The sequence below is a fragment of the Cupriavidus sp. SW-Y-13 genome, assembly GCF_009793345.1.
GTDB lineage: Bacteria > Pseudomonadota > Gammaproteobacteria > Burkholderiales > Burkholderiaceae > Cupriavidus.
Genome location: NZ_WHLX01000001.1, coordinates 1,790,188 through 1,806,078, shown reverse-complemented (window position 1 = coordinate 1,806,078; position 15,891 = coordinate 1,790,188). Strand labels below are relative to the sequence as shown.

Sequence of the window (15,891 nt, the reverse complement as noted above, 5' to 3'; positions counted from 1 at the left end):
CGCCGAGGCCGTTTATAGGCGATTGCGCAGCGGCGGTCATTCTGCGCCGCACCAGAGTTTTGCCTGGCAATACGAAAGGGGTGCTCCTGATCGCGTGTGGAACTTACTCGCCCAGAAACTCGGCCAGGACTTCGAGTCCTTCCACATGGTCGGCCACGACTTTTGCGATGACCGCCAGCGGAATGGCCAGCAGCATGCCCCAGGTGCCCCACAGCCACGTGAACAGCAGCAGCGAGACGAACACGGCCACGGCATTCATGCGCGCCATGCGCCCGGTCATCCAGGTGGTCATGCCGTTGCCGATCAGCGTGGCGATCAGCAGCGAGCCGCCCGCTGTAGCGCCCACCATCGGCAGGGTGCCGAACTGCATGAAGGCGGCCACACCGAGGCACACCGAGGTCAGCAGCGAGCCGAAGTAGGGCACGAGGTGCAGTGCGGCGGCCACCAGCGACCACGTGCCGGCGTTCTCGACGCCGAGATACCGCAGCAACAGATAAGTGCAGATGCCGAGCGAGGCATTGGTGACCAGCAGCAACAGCATGTACCGCTGGATCGACCGGTTGATCTCGTCGAGCATGTGCACGTTGATTTTCTTGCGGCTGATGGTCTTGCCGGACATCTTGATGAACTTGCGCTTGAACATGTCGCCGCCCAGCAGCAGGAACCATGTGAGGAACAGCACCACCACCGCCTGCGCCATGAGCGCGAATACGCCCATCGAGCCGGCCCAGAGCACCGTGTTCAGGCTGTCGCCGGAACTGTCGACGATGATCCGGGCGCCACGTGGCGCCGGCGGCTGGCCGGTGCCGCCCAGCACCGTGGCGGCACGGCGCACCTTCTGCAGCATCGAATCGTCGCCGCTCATCAGTTCCCCGACCGAACGCGACAACTTGCTGGCGATATCGGGCAGGCGATCCACGATGGACGAGACCTGGCCCTGCAGCAGATAGGCGCTGCACAGGATCAGCCCAAGCAGGCCGAGCAGGACCACCGTCGCTCCCACCAGGCGCGGCACGTGCTGCCGCTGTAGCCATGCCACCAGTGGGTCAAGCAGGTAGGCCAGTACGATGGCAAACACCACGGGCACCACGAACGCCCGGGCCACGTGCAGGGCATAGAGCGACGCCAGCGTGGCGAGGACGATCAGCGCCACGCTGGCGCGTTGCATCGAACTCGTCCAGGCAGGCGGTGAGAAGTCGGGCGCGGTGATGGGCGCGGCCGCAGCAGACTCGGGGGCACCCGCCTGTTCCTGCGGCGGTGCTGGCATGGCGATCCCCGTCGAGGGCGGCACGGCCGGTACGGCAGGGGAGGCGGGAACGGCCGGTGGGACAGTCGACATGGCTCGGAGTGCAGGCTGGGGGAACCTGCTCTGAGCATAGTGCGTGGACCAGATCCGGGATGTCGGCGCGAAGCGAGGGGCCGTGTAGGACTCCGGCGCGCATCTCCGGCTTAGGCCTGGTTATCCCTTCGGGAATGCAAAACGCCGGTCTGGTGAACCGGCGTTCTGGGTGATGCAATGGTCATGACCGCACGCTAGCGAGGTGGATCGTCAGCAATCGGGCGAGAAGCGGTGTCGAGGCGCTGTTTGGGATTGAGCAGGGGGTCGTTCTTGAACATCCAGCGAGCACCAAAGGCGATGGCAACGATACAGGCCAGCACATACGCAACGGTCGCAGTGAGAGTCAGCATGGTTTTCTTTCACAGGAGGGGTTGCGACTGCAAAAGCCGCGAGAACCGGATAAACATCAGCCAACCGTGACTGACGCAACGGATTGTATGTGACCCCGCACGTGATCCCGACCCCATTTCCGCTGAAAGTTTTTGTATGCCGATCTAAATGTCACTAATATCGGCCCAAAGTACGATATCGCCAGCGGATCGGTGGCGATCTTCGTCGCGGTTCGGCTAGTCAGATTGCTCGGAATCAGTCAAAAGTAGCAGCCCATGCTGTACTGCTCCGCCCGGAGTGCGCGGGCCGCATCACGGTAGCGGTCGGCATGCGACCAGTATTCGGAGCGCTCCATGGCGCGTTCCGATGCGCGTGCCTGGAATTCCAGGGCCCGGCACTGATTCCAGAAGGTGGTCTGGGAGCGCATGGCGAGCTCGTCCTCGCGTGCATCCCAGTTTTCTATCTGTTGCGACAATCGCGCCCGCTGCGTCAGGTAGTCTTGTTCATCCTTGCGGACCTTTGGCGACTTGGTCACCGTGGTGACCTTGCCCTTCATCGAACTGGTGACATCCCGATAGCCGGAAGGGCACGCGCCGGAGGTATAGAGCGTCTCGCGATCCCCCTGGCACTTGGTCACGGCGTGCGCGGCGCCATAAGTGGCCAGCGTCAACAGCAACACGGCGAGCAGTCTGGACATGGCGGCACCTTCAGCGGGTTTTGTTCAGATCACTGTAGGCAGCGGCGAGCGCGGGGACCAAGCGAGGAAAGGTTTCCAGATATTTCTGGAGCTTGCCTTGACCCAAGTTGCCGGTCAGACGAGGGTCCAGACCCCGTCCACATCCCGCGCAACCCCATCCCCCTCCAGTTTCCTCAAATGCGCCAGCAACGACCGCTGCGCCACCGGGTGCATGCGTTCGGGCACATCGTCGTAGACGCTGGCCAGCAGCGTGGCGATATTGGCCGGCGCCAGCGCGCGCAACGCATTCATGACCTTGGCCTCGCGTTGCTGGCGATGGCGGATCAGCAGGCGGATCGCTTCGTGGGGGCGCGGCATCAGGAAGCCGTGGCCGGGTGCGATCCAGTCGATGTCCTCGTCCAGCAGCATCTGAAGAGACGCCAGATAGTCGCGCATGTCGCCATCGGGCGGATTGATGACAACCGAGGAGCCTTGCATCACATGATCGCCCGTGAACAGCGTCTTTTCTTCTTCGAGCAGGAAGCAGAGGTGGTTCGACGCGTGCCCTGGGGTATGGATCACGCGCAGCGTGGTATCCGGACTCAACACGATGCGGTCGCCGTGATCGGGCATGTGGTCGGGGCGGAACGTCGGGTCCTGGCGATCGGCCACCGTAGTCACGCGGCCCCAGACCGGCGCCGAGGTGGATTCGCGCAGGCGCACCGAACCGGGCGAGTGATCCAGGTGCGTGTGCGTGGTCAGGATCAGCTTGACCGGTCCTGGTGCGGCGGCCATCACGGCGGCGAAGTGCTCGGCATCGTCAGGACCCGGATCGATCACGGCCCACGTGTTGTCCGCGCCGGCCACGAAGTACGTATTGGTGCCGGGGCCGGTCATCACGTTGCCGTTGTTGGCCGTCACACGCCAGACGCGTTCGGACAGCCGCACGGCCAGCCCAGGTTCCAGTGTGTAGCGGCCATGGCCCGCGCCGTCCGGATCGATCCGCGCGATCTCCGCGTAGCTCGGCTCCTCAGGCATGACGGGCCGCTGCCCCTTGGGACCGTGCGCCAGGCGCGGCATGACCAGTGCGATGTTGCGCTGCTGCCGGGCGTAGTCGAAGCACGCCTGCGCCGTGGGAAAGTGCGCGATCGACTGCAGGATGCGGCGCGTGGCATTGACGAGCGTGAGATTGGCGGCCGGATCGGCGGCGTCACCGGGTCGCATCCAGCGATGCTCCACCGCTTCCACGCCATCGTGGATGGCGGTCTGGCCGGCCGGCAGGATTGCCATGAAGAAGCGTGTATCGAATCGCTTGGCCAGCCCCGGGGGCGTGAGCCAGTAAGCGCAATAGGCCAGCTTGTCGACGGCCAGCGTCAGGCCCAGCGTCTCGCAGACATGGGCCACGCCCTTGCCGCCATAGCTGGCCGCTTCGCGCAACTGGCCGCGCACCGCCTCGCCAAGATCGTCGAGCCGGACGATCTGCCCGCTGGCATCGTAGGCAAACAGCAGGTTGGCTTCCTCGAACGCCTCGCGCACCGCGCACAGGTAGTAGTCGAGCCCGTTGCCAGCCACATCGAGCCGCGCACTCGCCGCAGCGTCATCGAGCCCCGTACAGAGCGGATGGAGCGCAGCATCCTGCGGATCGAGCACACCGCCCGGAAACACGTAGGCACCGGCGCTGCGATCATCGTCGCGTTGCGGACGACGCATCAACAGCACTTCCATGCCTTGTGGCCCGTCACGCAGCACAAGCATGCTGGCAGCGTGGCGCATGGCCTTGGAGGGGGCGAGGGGAGTGGGCGTGGCAGTGGAAGACATGGCGGGGGATGAATGCTCTGCGGATTCTTTTTTGATTGAGAGGGGAAGGATACCGCAGAGTTTGAATTACCTGACTCCCGCTGTTATGCGCGCCCCTCTCCCGCGCAGTGGGAGAGGGGTGGGGGAGAGGGCCAGCAGTTCAAAATGCGAGCTTGGCAAGCAGAACCGCCATGCCCTCTCCCCCTGTAGTGGTCAAGTAATCTTGGACACTTTTTCAGGCAGACCTACTCTTTAAAGCCTCGTACTCGGCCGGCGGCATGTCTTGCGTCGCCGAGTGAAGCCTGCGATGGTTATAGAAGAACAACGCGTAGTCCGTGATGTCCGCCTTCGCCTCCGCGTGATTGCGGTAGGCACGGTCCCTGATGCGCTCGCCCTTGAGTGCACAGAAGAATCGTTCTACCACCGCGTTGTCCCAACAGTTGCCCGCCCGGCTCATGCTTGGCGTAATGCCTTCTTTCTGCAGCTTGGCCTGGAACGACAGGCTTGAGTACTGGGCGGATTCAACCGGTCGTCGCAACACCAGATTGTTGAGCAGATTTTAGATACTCTTCCAGGGCTTCTGCGGGTGTCTTCCAACCAAGCGTCTTGCGCGGCCTAGTATTCAGTGCATTGGCAACGGCTTGGATATCTCGAGCGCTCCACCGTGATAGGTCGGTGCCTTTCGGGAAGTACTGTCGCAGGAGCCCGTTCGTGTTCTCGTTCGTGCCACGCTGCCATGGACTGTGCGGGTCGGCGAAGAATACCTGCACTCCGGATTCAACGGTAAAGCGAGCATGATCGGAGAGTTCCTTGCCACGATCCCAAGTCAATGATCGCCACAACTGGCGAGGCAAGTCCACTACAGTCCTCTTCAGTGCATTTGCCATCGTGACAGCTCCGTAGCCGGCCAGCGCAGGGCCATTCTTCGTCCTGGGGATTAGTCCGTAACCCTCCTCTCGAGGCAGGTGAACAAGCATAGTGAATCGGCTTGATCGTTCGACCAGCGTCCCGATTGCGGAGCGGTTCAGGCCGATGATCAGGTCACCTTCCCAATGCCCCGGCACAGCACGATCCTCCGCTTCTGCAGGACGGCTGGAGATCATCACATCCTCGCTAACGTGCGCCCAGGTCTTGGCTTGTGCCCGGCCTCTCGGTACGCGCAATGCCCGCCCGGTGCGCAGGCAACTGACCAGTTCGCGCTTGAGAGCGCCTCGGCCTTGGATATAGAGAGCTTGGTAAATGGCTTCGTGAGAGATGCGCATGGATTCCTCATCCGGGAAGTCAATCTGCAGCCGGTTGGAAATCTGTTCGGGCGACCAGCCATGGACCCATTTACGGTCACCTCGATGCGGTTTGTTTCTCCCTTTGAACTGCGATGGCCGAGGCCCAGAGATCTCGCCCCCATCCGAAGCACGTACCTTGCCCTCCAAACGCTCTTGCACATAGCGGCGCAGCTGCGGGTTGGCTACCAGTTTCGACGGCTTGGGTCTTTTGGCAACCAGTTCCGCCTTCCACTGTGCAACCGACGCCCGATACTCGAGCTTGCCGCCACGAGTCGCGGCGTTACGCTTCAGTTCCCGCGAGACCGTTGACGGGCTACGTCCGATCCGGCGCGCGATCTCGCGTATTCCAATGCCTTGCAGCGAAAGTAACCCAATCTCTTCTCGCTCCTGGAACGACAAGTACCTACCGGATATGGGGATCGACATAAATAGTGGCATGCCGCCACTATGCCGGAACCATCGCGTGCCTACTGCCTGCGACACGCCAACCGCCTCTGCAGCCTTCTCACTGGTAACCCCTGTCGCGATTTGCTCCCAAAATCGCCGCTCGGTCTCACGCCGATGCGATGGTGCACCTGGCGACCGCATCACTCCTCGGCCTGTCAGCTTCTGCATCCATCCCGCTGGTCGTCCCATAAACACCTCCTTGGTGAAAGGTGTTGCGACGACCGGTTGAATCCGCCCTGACTGCCCTGATCCGAATGGAACAGCAATCCATCCGTTGGCCTTCGGTTGCCGAGAGCTACGTTCAGTGCTCGTGTGACCAGGCTGGTGTCGGCGCACGCCGAGAATGCCCAGCCGACCACTCGACGCGAGAACAGATCGATCACCACAGCGAAGTACATCCATCCCTGCTGCGTCCACACGAACGTGATATCGCCCGCCCACACCCGATTGGGTAGCGACACCGTGAACTGCCGGTTCAGCCGATTCGGTGCGATAGCCGAGGATTTGCCGCCTTTCGAGTAGTAGTGGTGCCGCTTGCGCTGCACCGTCACCTGCGCTTGCTGCATCAGGCTCCTGGTCCGATGCCGCCCCACCTTGTGCCCCGCGCGGCGAAGCTCTTTAGACATGCGGCGCGTCCCATAGCTTTGACCGCATTCCTCGTGTATCTGCCTGACTTTATCCACGAGCGCCTCGCTCTGCATGTCGGGCCTGGCTCGCCGAGCCTTCCACGCATAGTAGCTACTGCGCGGCGCGCCAAGCGTCTTGCACACTACCGCCACCGGCCAGACCTTCTCCGCCTGCTCGATCACTTCGTATTGCGATCGAGTTCCTTGACGAAGAAGGTCGTGGACTTTTTTAGGATGTCACGCTCCCGTTCGAGTCGTGCCACTTGCTTCTCCAGCTCGCGGATACGCGCCTGGTCTGGCGACATGTTCGCCGGTCCAACAACCACCGGCGCTGCCTTCGGCTGCCGGTCGCCAAGCCAGCGTCTTAGCGCCGTCTCACCCACGCCGAGCGCCTTGGCCGCTTGCGTAACCGAATAGCCTTGCTCCAGTACCAGATTCACGGCGTCAGCCTTGAACTCTTCCGTAAAGCCCTTGCGTGCCATTTTTCACCTCTCCAGTTGACTCGAAGTCTACCTTTTGAGGTGTCCAGGTTTATTGGACCACTACACCCGACCCCTCTCCCGCGTAGCGGGAGAGGGGAGAAAACCAAACAGGCGAGGGCAAGACGTCTATGCCCCAAACAACACCATCTGCCCACTCAGCAACCTTTCGAAATCATCATCCAGAAACGGCAGGATCGCATCCGCGATGGGCTGCAGTTGCCGCGTAACATAGTGGTCGTAGTCGATGGGCGCGGCGCGGGTTTCCAGTGGTTCGGGACCGGCCAGGGTCATGAGGTAGCTGATCCAGCCGCCGCGCTGGTATTGACGGGGCCGGCCGTGGCGTTCGTTGTATTCGTCGGCGATGCGGGCGGCGCGTACATGGGGCGGGACGTTGCGCTGGTAGTCGCCCAGTTGCCGGCGCAGGCGTTTGCGATAGACGAGTTGGTCATCGAGTTCACCGGCCAGCGTGCGGCGCACGGTGTCGCGCACGTATTCCTGGTACGGCTCGCGATTGAAGATCTTCTCGTAGAGCGTTTGCTGGAACTGCTGCGCCAGTGGCGACCAGTCCGTGCGCACCGTTTCCAGTCCCTTGAAAACCATCTCGGCCTTGCCGTCGGCGCGCATGACCTGGCCGGCGTAGCGCTTCTTGCTGCCGAGGTCGGTACCGCGAATCGTCGGCATCAGAAAGCGGCGGTAGTGCGTTTCGAATTGCAGTTCGAGTGCGCTCTCCAGCCCGTAGGTCTGCCAGAGATGGTCGCGCCACCAGTCGTTCACGTACGCCACCAGACTCCGGCCAATGCTCGCGGCGTCTTCCTCGGCGCGCGCGCGGCGCAGCCAGACGAACGTGGAGTCCGTGTCGCCATAAATCACCTCGTAGCCGCGGGCCTCGATCAGTTCGCGCGTCTGGCGCATGATCTCGTGCCCGCGCATCGTGATCGACGAGGCCAGCCGGGGATCGAAGAAGCGGCAGCCGCTCGATCCCAGCACGCCATAGAACGCGTTCATGATGATCTTGAGCGCCTGTGACAGGGGCTTGTTGCCCTCGCGCTTGGCCGCTTCGCGACCCTGCCACACACGCGCGACGATGGCCGGCAGGCAGTGCTTGGTCCGTGAGAATCGCGCACCCCGGAAACCGGGCACCGAATCGGTGTCGTCAGGGTGTGCCAGCCCCTCGATCAGCCCGACTGGGTCGATCAGAAACGTGCGGATGATCGACGGATACAGGCTCTTGTAGTCGAGCACAAGCACGGATTCGTAGAGGCCCGGGCGCGAATCCATCACGAAGCCGCCGGGGCTGGCCTCGGGCGCCTTGTCACCGAGGTTTGGCGCCACAAAGCCCTGCCGATGCATCATCGGCATATACAGATGGGTGAAAGCCGCCACCGAGCCGCCATTGCGATCGGCAGGCAGGCCGGTGACCGAGGCGCGCTCCAGCAGGAAGGGCAGCAGTTCCGTGGCGTGGAAAATGCGCGTCACCAGTTCGCAATCGCGCAGGTTGTAGCGGGCCAGCGCAGGCTTGTCCTGCGCGAACATCCGGTCGATCTCGTCCATACGATCGTACGGATTGTCGATGGCCTTGCCTTCGCCCAGCAGCGTGCGCGCCACCGATTCCAGGCTGAACGAGGGGAAGCTCCACGTGGCGGAACGCAGCGCCTCGATGCCGTCGATGATCAGCCGCCCCGGCGCTGCCGCAAAGTAGTGCTGCTGCTGGTTGTGCTCGCGCCATTCCATCTCGGTGCCGCCCCGGCCCAGCCGCAGCGGAATCCGGAACTTGGCGGCATGCTCGCGCAGCACGCGCAGATCGAACTGGACGAGGTTCCAGCCGATGATCGCGTCGGGATCATGCGCGGCCATCCAGTCGTTGAGGCATTCGAGCAATTGCTGGCGTGTGTCGCAGTATTTCAGCGCGAAGTCGATGCCTTCATTCACCGCATCGGCATCCTCCTGCGCAGACCCGAGCATGTAGACCTGCCGCTGGCCGCAACCCTCCAATGCAATCGAATAGAGGTCGCCAAACGCATTGGTCTCGATATCGAGTGACGCCAGCCGCAGCGGCGGTCGATAACCGACAGCCGGCTTCATCTGTGCATCGCGCAGCACGCCATCGGCACCGGCCTCGCCGTCGAACCAGACCGGCGCGGTGATGAAGCGCTCCATCATGTAGCGCTCAGGCGGCCGCACATCGGCCTCGTAGACATCCACGCGGGCATCGCGCAGCGCGCGGTCGATCTGGATCAGTTGCCGATGCTGGTGGCAGTAGAGGCCCAGCACTGGTCGATGCTGGAAATCCTGCAGCGGCAGCTCGCGCAACTCGACATCGCGCTCACCGCGCAGCAGCGCTTCGGCAGCGGCACGCTGGGCCACGGGGATAAACGCGGTCGAAGGCTGCGGCGGCAGACGCAGCCGGCGCGGGCCATCGTCGGTGGCGAGCCAGAACTCGACCTCGGTGCCCGCCGGTGTGTCGCGCCAGTGACGGGTCAGGATGAAACCCTGCTGAAGGGGCACGCTGGAAAACCTTGGGGAATTGTTTCTGGCGCGATTCTAGCGCCGGATGCGGGCCGGCGCCGAACTCCTGCAGAAAGGGACCGCTCCCCATGCGTGCTTACGGCTTCGCGGCGGCAATCTTCTTGTAAACCAGCGCGGACAGGGCGACATCGACCAGGCCCACGCCAACCGACTTGTACACCCGAATCCCCTGTGCCGCACCGATGGCCGACGCATCGCCGGTCAGCACATCGCCAATTTCCACGACACGATCCCAATCCACCACGCCGGGCTGGGCCATGACGAGGTCTCCGGCCTCCTTGCGCGCCTGCTCCTTGTGCTCGACGACAATGCGCGCCGCACGTTGCAGCGTGACATCGTCGATCTCCCGCGTTTGCGGCTTGCTCGATCCAATGGCCGCCACCACCGCATCGGGCTTGAGGAGGTTGCCGTCGAAAAGCGGCGTCGCGCTACGCGTGCAGGTGATGACGACATCGGATTCCGGCACCGCCGTGATGGCGTCCGCAGTCTTGAACTCGACCTCTGGATGCGACTTGGCAAACGCAGCCGCCATCGCCGCACCATCGCCCCGGCTCACGATGAATACGCGGCGGAAGACATCGAGTTCGAGCATGGTGGCCAGGTGCGCCCTGGCCTGGACGCCGGTGCCGAAGATCGCCAGCGTGGAGCCCTTCGGCGGCAATTGCGCCTCGATCACGACGCGTGTGGTGGCGGCCGTGCGGAACTCCGTCAACGCATTGCCCTGGATCGTCGCCACGTAGTGACCATCTGCACCATCGAACAACACGACGACGAAATCGAACTGCCCCGCGTTCGTCGAGTACACCTTCGCCCCACACATCCCGGCGGGGGCCACGATGCCGCCCATGACGCTGAGCGTCAGGTGATCCAGACTGGTGCGGGTGCGCGGCAAGGTCACCGCCTGCCCACGCGCCGCCGCAACAAACGCGTCGCGCACCACCTGGCTGCTCTCGCGCATCGTCAGAACTTGACGGACCTGCTCATCGGTAATCAGTGTCATGGGCTACTTCGGTCGAAAAATGGCGCTGCATGCCGCAACGAAAGCGCCGATTGTTTCCGGATTGTGCCGCGCCGTCTAATGACTATTTGTCGGGGAGTATGTCCTGGGGGTATGGGGAAGAGCGTTTCCCCACATCGCAGTTGCCATCCATGACAACACTATTGCGATAAGAAAACTTATCGCAATAGTGTGATGGAAAGACATGGAAACAGAGCGCGGATGGTTTCGCGACTAGGTTTCGCGACTAGTAGCCCCGCCACCCCGGCGGCCTTTTCTCCACAAACGCCTCCACCCCCTCCCGAAAATCTTGGCTGCCATAGCAGCGGCGCACCAGATCGTCGGTATCCGCCACGGCCTCGACGGTTTGGCGGCGCAGAGCTTCCTTGACGACCGCTTGCGTGACGGGTGCGAGCTTCGCCAAGCGGTCGCAGAGCGAAGCCAGTTCAGCGTCGATGTCTTCGGCGGTTCGCACGAATTCCAGGAATCCGCAGGCCAGCGCTGCGTCGGCATCGAGGATCTGCGCCAGCAGCAGCATGCGGCGCACGGGCTGCAAGCCCCATGCCGCGCGCAGCTTGGCGAGGTTCAGCGCGGAGAGCGTGTTGCCGAGCGTGCGGGCAATCGGCACGCCGAAGCGGGCATTGGGGGTGGCGATGCGGAAATCGCAGGCGGTGGCGATGGCCAGGCCGCCGCCTACGCACCAGCCATCGACCACGGCGACGGTGGGCATGGGGAGCGATTCGACGAGGCCGATGCCTGCGTCGATCTGTTTTTCGTAGTCGATGCCGTCGTCGCCGCTCTGGAACGCCTTGAACTGGGCGATGTCGGTGCCGGCCACAAATGCCTCGCCGCCGGCGCCCCGCATCACGACCACGCGGATGCCCGCGCCGCCGTCGCCGGCCAGATCGCGGCAATGTTGGCCCAGTTGCTCGTACATCGTCCACGTCATCGCATTGCGCGCGGCGGGGCGGTCGAAGGTCAGCGTGGCCACCTGCCCGGAGACGAACAGGCTCACACGGCCAGTATCCTGATCGCCGCTCATGCGCCGAACGCGCCGGCTGCGGCCAGCGCCTCTTTTTCGTCCTGTGCGATGCCGAGTTCGGTCAGTACCTCGTCGGTGTGCTGGCCCAGCAGCGGCGGATGGCGACGTACCTGTTGCGGCGTGCCGCCCATCTTCACCGCGAAGCCGATATTCGGGACCTTGCCTTCGATCGGATGGTCGATCTCGATGCGCATCTGGCGGTGCTTGCCGTGCTCGCTGTCGAACGCTTGCGGATACGTCAGGATCGGCCCGGCCGGAATCCCTACTTCGAGCAGCGATTCGATCCACTCGTCGCTGGTCTTCTGCGTGAAGGTGCGCTCGAGTTCGGCAATCAACGGCAGCCGGTTAGCCAGCCGCAGCGCCACGGTTGCGAATCGTTCGTCGGCCAGCAGATCGGCGCGATCCAGCGTGTTGCACAGCAGTTGCCAGAGCTTCTGGTTGGTGGCGCCCATCACGAAATAGCCATCGGCGGATTTCATGGCCTGGTAGGGCGCGCTCATGCGGTTGGCCGTACCCAGCGGCTCGGGCTCGCGCCCCGTGCCCCAGTACTCCGAGGTGTCCCAGATCGAGAACGCCATGGCCGAGTCGAACAGCGATGCGTCCACGTACTGGCCCTTGCCGGTTTCCTTGGCGCCGATGTACGCGGCCAGCATGCCGTAGGTGGCAAACAGCGCGCAGCCGATATCCGCCACGGGCACGCCGCATTTCACTGGGGCGTCGCCGGGATAGCCGGTCACGCTCATCACGCCGGACATGGCTTGCGCCATCAGGTCGAAACCCGGGCGCTTGGCCCACGGACCGGACTGGCCGAACCCAGAGATGCTGACATAGACCAGTTTCGGGTTGATTTCGGCCAGCGTCTCGTAGTCGATGCCGAGCCGCTTCATCACGCCGGGACGGTAGTTTTCCACGAGGATGTCGGCGGACTCCGCGAGCTTGTACAGTACCTCGCGGCCAGCCTCGGTCTTGAGGTCGAGCGTGACGCTGCGCTTGTTGCGGTTCATGTTCAGGAAGCCCATGCTGTCCGGCCCCTTCATCTTGAAGCCCATGGCGCTGCGCGTCTGGTCGCCGCCATCGGGGGGCTCGATCTTGATCACGTCGGCACCCAGGTCGGCCAGCAGCATGCAGGCATAGGGGCCGGCCATCACCTGGCACACGTCGAGCACGCGCACGCCGGCCAGCGGCAGAGGACGCGCCTGTGCGTCGGAAGTCGAACCCGTGGAGGCGGCGGAGGTATTGAATGGCGTCATCGTTGAATTCCGTGGCAATGCATGTTCTGGGGGAGGGCGCGTCAGACTTCGGCCTTGACGCCGGCCTGCTTGACGACCTTGCCCCATTTGGCGGCTTCCGACGCGATGAACGCGCCGAACTGCTGGCTGGTGCCGCCCGAATCCTCGGCGCCGAAGCTCTTGAGCTTCTCGGCCACGTCGGGCATGGCCAGCGCGCGGTTCACATCCTGGTTCATGCGCTGCACCAGCGCGGGCGACATGCCTTTGGGACCGACCAGCCCGTACCACGACGCCGCATCCAGACCCGGAAACCCGGATTCCGCCAGCGTCGGCACGTTGGGATGACTGGCCGCGCGTTTCAGGCGCGTCTGGGCGATGGCGATGACCTTGCCCTGCGCGATGAATGGCGTGGCCGCAGTCATCGTGTCGAACGCATAGTCGATCTGGCCACCGAGCAGATCGGCAATCAGCGGGCCCGATCCCTTGTACGGCACGTGTACCACGTCGATCTTGGCCTGCATGCGGAACAGTTCCAGCGCCAGGTGCTGGGCAGAGCCGATGCCCGACGAGCCAAACGAGATCTGGCCCGGCTTCTTCTTGCAGAGCGCGACGATATCCTGCACCGAGCGCACCTTCTGCTCGGGCCGGCACGTCAGCATGTTGGGGGTTACCCCTACCATCGAGATCGGCGAGAAATCGTTGACGGGGTCGTACTTGACGTCGAGCAGCGCCGGACCGATGGCGTGGCTGTTCACGTGCGCCATCAGCAGCGTGGTGCCGTCCGGCGGCTGCTTGGCCACGTAGGCGGCGGCAATCGCTCCCGTCGCGCCCGGCTTGTTCTCCACGAGGACGCTGGTGTTCCACATCATGCCGAGCTTCTGGCCGATCACGCGTGCCAGCACATCGGTGCCGCCACCGGGCGCAAAACCCACCACGATGCGGACCGGGCCGTTGATATCGGCGGCGCGGACCAGGCTGGGGAGGGCCAGCGAGGGGAGGGCCAGGCCAGCCGCTGCCCCGAGGATGAACTGTCTGCGCTGCATGAGGTGTCTCCAATATGGGAATCGTTATGGATCCCATCATGGGCGCGGCGGGCAGCGCGGGCTATCGTTATTTGGGGGATTCTGGTTTCGCATTTTGCGCAAGCACCGCCAGCACGCTCAGCGCGGCCGACGACAGCGCATCGGGCGGGCGGTGGCACAGCACGAACTCACGCTCCGCCCACGGCTCGGCAATCGGCACGCGCACGAAATGGCTGCCGCTCGCGATGACGGCGGCGATGGCCTCCGGCATGACGCCCGCGCCCAGGCTCTGCGCCACAAGGGCGGCAATGCTGTCGAAGCCGCCCACGCGCATGCGCATCCGGGGCACACGACCCGCTTCCTCGGCCAGCCGGTCGAGCATGATCGAAATCGCAGAACTCTCGCCCAGCGTGATCAGGTCGCAGTCGAGTACATCGTCGAGCGTCACCTTGCGTCGGCGCGCCAGCGCATGTCCCTTGGCCACCACCAGCACCAGACGATCCGTGCGATACGGTTCGATCGGCAGGTCCACCATGCCAAGGCTGCCCTCATAGATGCCGATATCGACCGTGCCCCGGCGTAGCGCCTGCTGGACTTCCTGGCTGTTCATCTCCTGCAGGTCCACGCGCACGCCCGGACAAACGGCGGCGCAGCGCTGGATATCGAACGGCATGAACTGGATCACGGCGGACTTGGGCGCCGCCACACGCACCACACCGAGATCGCCGCCCACATAAGACGCGGCGTCGTCCTGCATGCGTTGCACGGTATGCGTGATGCCGCGCGCGTGCGCCAACAGCGCACGGCCCGCCTCGGTCAACGCCATGCCATGCGGCAGGCGCTCGAACAAGGCCACGCCAAGCTGGCCTTCCAGTTCGAGCACGCGCCGCGACGCCGCTGCGGCGGCCAGGTGCAAGCGCTCGGCGCCGCGCGTGATGCTGCCGAGTTCGGCCACGGCGATAAATAGCTGGACGGTGGTCAGGTCGAAATGCAGGCGGGCAGGGCGGGGCGGCTGGGTATTCACGGGGGGCGGGCACGTCCTTTGAAAGGTGCTGAGAGTCTACTCCTGCACCTCCCCGCTGAATGTCCGGTACGACCCCAATGCAGGATTTACCGGCTGAAAACGCGACTGACGACGTGCAATCCGTTGCCACGCAAGGATCTGGCGGGGTGGCACGGTCGATGCGTCGCCATGCCCGATGACGACAACCGCTCGAAAGGAGTTTTCAGATGGCCACGCAAAAGCCCACGCTGACGGACTACCACTACGGCGGCCATAGCGCCGTACGCGATGATCGCAACAACCTGCCGGAGGCGCCTGTGAGTGAGGCGTCCGGCGCGGTCAAACCGGCCAGCCATGACAATCTGCCCGATACACCCTATGTGCCGCATGGCGGTAAAGAGCCTGATGGCGTGGAGCGCTACGGCATGTACGGCGTGGCGCCAGGCTCGGCTGCGCCCGAACCGCTGGTCACTGGCACGCGGCCGGTACCGGGTCCGGCATCGCTGGGGCAATACAACAACAACGATATGGACGCCGTGGCGCCACTCAGCGATCTGCAGCGGCGCGAAGTCCTCGACGAACAACTCGCCACCCTCGTCGATCCCGGCGTGGTGACGGCAGACTTTTCGGATGGTGTTTGCACGCTGCACGGAACGGTGCGCGACGCAGCCACGCGCGAGCAGGTCGAACGCGTGGCGCGAGAGAGTCTGGCAAGGTGCGAGATTCGAAGTGAGGTGAAGGTGGGTTGAGGCGAGGCGCCTATGAAACCCGCTTGGCTATGCGGCTCCCCTCTCCCGCGAAGTGGGAGAGGGGTTGGGGGTGAGGGTAGGAGGCTCTGCTTGCCGACCAGTCGCAATTTGTACCGCTTGCCCTCACCCCCGCCCCTCTCCCGCCATGCGGGAGAGGGGAGAAAACCGGTAGCGCGGGAGAGGGGGCAAGTGAGTAGCGTGAGAATACGCGTCACCGCTCCACACTCACCCCAACATCCACCACCCCATAAGCCGTCACCCCGGATTTTCCATCGTCGTACCCCGTCCGTGACGCGCACCCGCTCATCGCGGCCAGCAGCAGAAGCGCGGCAAGCGCGCCGGA

General features: G+C 63.9%; 15 protein-coding genes. 1 reads left to right on the top strand and 14 read right to left on the bottom strand.

Going from position 1 to position 15,891, the window contains the following annotated elements:
• Positions 1 to 103: 103 nt before the first annotated feature.
• The 14 genes from GA566_RS08050 to GA566_RS07985 form a co-directional block, all read right to left on the bottom strand.
• On the bottom strand, positions 104 to 1,339 hold the full coding sequence (locus tag GA566_RS08050) for an AI-2E family transporter (RefSeq protein ID WP_160472441.1): 1,236 nt from the start codon (positions 1,337 to 1,339) through the stop codon (positions 104 to 106).
• A 194-nt stretch (positions 1,340 to 1,533) separates the two neighbouring features.
• Complete coding sequence (locus GA566_RS08045; RefSeq protein ID WP_237380098.1) at positions 1,534 to 1,689, bottom strand: hypothetical protein; 156 nt, start codon at positions 1,687 to 1,689, stop codon at positions 1,534 to 1,536.
• 239 nt (positions 1,690 to 1,928) lie between these two features.
• Positions 1,929 to 2,366 (bottom strand): hypothetical protein, encoded by a 438-nt coding sequence (locus GA566_RS08040; RefSeq protein WP_160472440.1) that lies wholly within the window; start codon positions 2,364 to 2,366, stop codon positions 1,929 to 1,931.
• 114 nt (positions 2,367 to 2,480) lie between these two features.
• Positions 2,481 to 4,163 (bottom strand): MBL fold metallo-hydrolase, encoded by a 1,683-nt coding sequence (locus GA566_RS08035; protein WP_202126674.1) that lies wholly within the window; start codon positions 4,161 to 4,163, stop codon positions 2,481 to 2,483.
• Between the two features lie 214 nt (positions 4,164 to 4,377).
• Positions 4,378 to 4,680, bottom strand: a complete 303-nt coding sequence (locus tag GA566_RS08030; RefSeq protein WP_160472438.1) for an integrase core domain-containing protein — start codon at positions 4,678 to 4,680, stop codon at positions 4,378 to 4,380.
• Positions 4,664 to 6,040, bottom strand: coding sequence for an IS30 family transposase (locus tag GA566_RS08025; protein ID WP_160472234.1), 1,377 nt, complete (start codon positions 6,038 to 6,040; stop codon positions 4,664 to 4,666). The genes GA566_RS08030 and GA566_RS08025 overlap by 17 nt, the downstream gene beginning before the upstream one ends.
• On the bottom strand, positions 6,028 to 6,681 hold the full coding sequence (locus GA566_RS08020) for an IS3 family transposase (protein WP_370459281.1): 654 nt from the start codon (positions 6,679 to 6,681) through the stop codon (positions 6,028 to 6,030). The genes GA566_RS08025 and GA566_RS08020 overlap by 13 nt, the downstream gene beginning before the upstream one ends.
• Positions 6,678 to 6,980 (bottom strand): transposase, encoded by a 303-nt coding sequence (locus GA566_RS08015; RefSeq protein WP_160472436.1) that lies wholly within the window; start codon positions 6,978 to 6,980, stop codon positions 6,678 to 6,680. The genes GA566_RS08020 and GA566_RS08015 overlap by 4 nt, the downstream gene beginning before the upstream one ends.
• A gap of 126 nt (positions 6,981 to 7,106) precedes the next feature.
• Entirely contained in the window at positions 7,107 to 9,485 is a 2,379-nt protein-coding gene (locus GA566_RS08010; RefSeq protein WP_160472435.1) for a DNA polymerase II, read from the bottom strand.
• A 97-nt stretch (positions 9,486 to 9,582) separates the two neighbouring features.
• Complete coding sequence (locus GA566_RS08005) at positions 9,583 to 10,506, bottom strand: ornithine cyclodeaminase family protein (protein ID WP_160472433.1); 924 nt, start codon at positions 10,504 to 10,506, stop codon at positions 9,583 to 9,585.
• A 244-nt stretch (positions 10,507 to 10,750) separates the two neighbouring features.
• The gene (locus tag GA566_RS08000) at positions 10,751 to 11,545 is read right to left on the bottom strand and encodes an enoyl-CoA hydratase/isomerase family protein (RefSeq protein ID WP_160472431.1); all 795 of its coding nucleotides are present in this window, start codon (positions 11,543 to 11,545) and stop codon (positions 10,751 to 10,753) included.
• A complete protein-coding gene (locus GA566_RS07995) occupies positions 11,542 to 12,795 on the bottom strand; it encodes a CaiB/BaiF CoA-transferase family protein (protein ID WP_137928611.1) in 1,254 nt (417 codons plus the stop codon). The genes GA566_RS08000 and GA566_RS07995 overlap by 4 nt, the downstream gene beginning before the upstream one ends.
• 41 nt (positions 12,796 to 12,836) lie before the next feature.
• Positions 12,837 to 13,817, bottom strand: coding sequence for a tripartite tricarboxylate transporter substrate binding protein (locus tag GA566_RS07990; RefSeq protein WP_137928610.1), 981 nt, complete (start codon positions 13,815 to 13,817; stop codon positions 12,837 to 12,839).
• A gap of 67 nt (positions 13,818 to 13,884) precedes the next feature.
• Complete coding sequence (locus GA566_RS07985; protein ID WP_160472429.1) at positions 13,885 to 14,820, bottom strand: LysR family transcriptional regulator; 936 nt, start codon at positions 14,818 to 14,820, stop codon at positions 13,885 to 13,887.
• 206 nt (positions 14,821 to 15,026) lie between these two features.
• On the opposite strand from GA566_RS07985, the gene GA566_RS07980 reads away from it, so the two are divergent.
• A complete protein-coding gene (locus tag GA566_RS07980; protein WP_160472428.1) occupies positions 15,027 to 15,548 on the top strand; it encodes a BON domain-containing protein in 522 nt (173 codons plus the stop codon).
• Positions 15,549 to 15,891 lie beyond the last annotated feature (343 nt).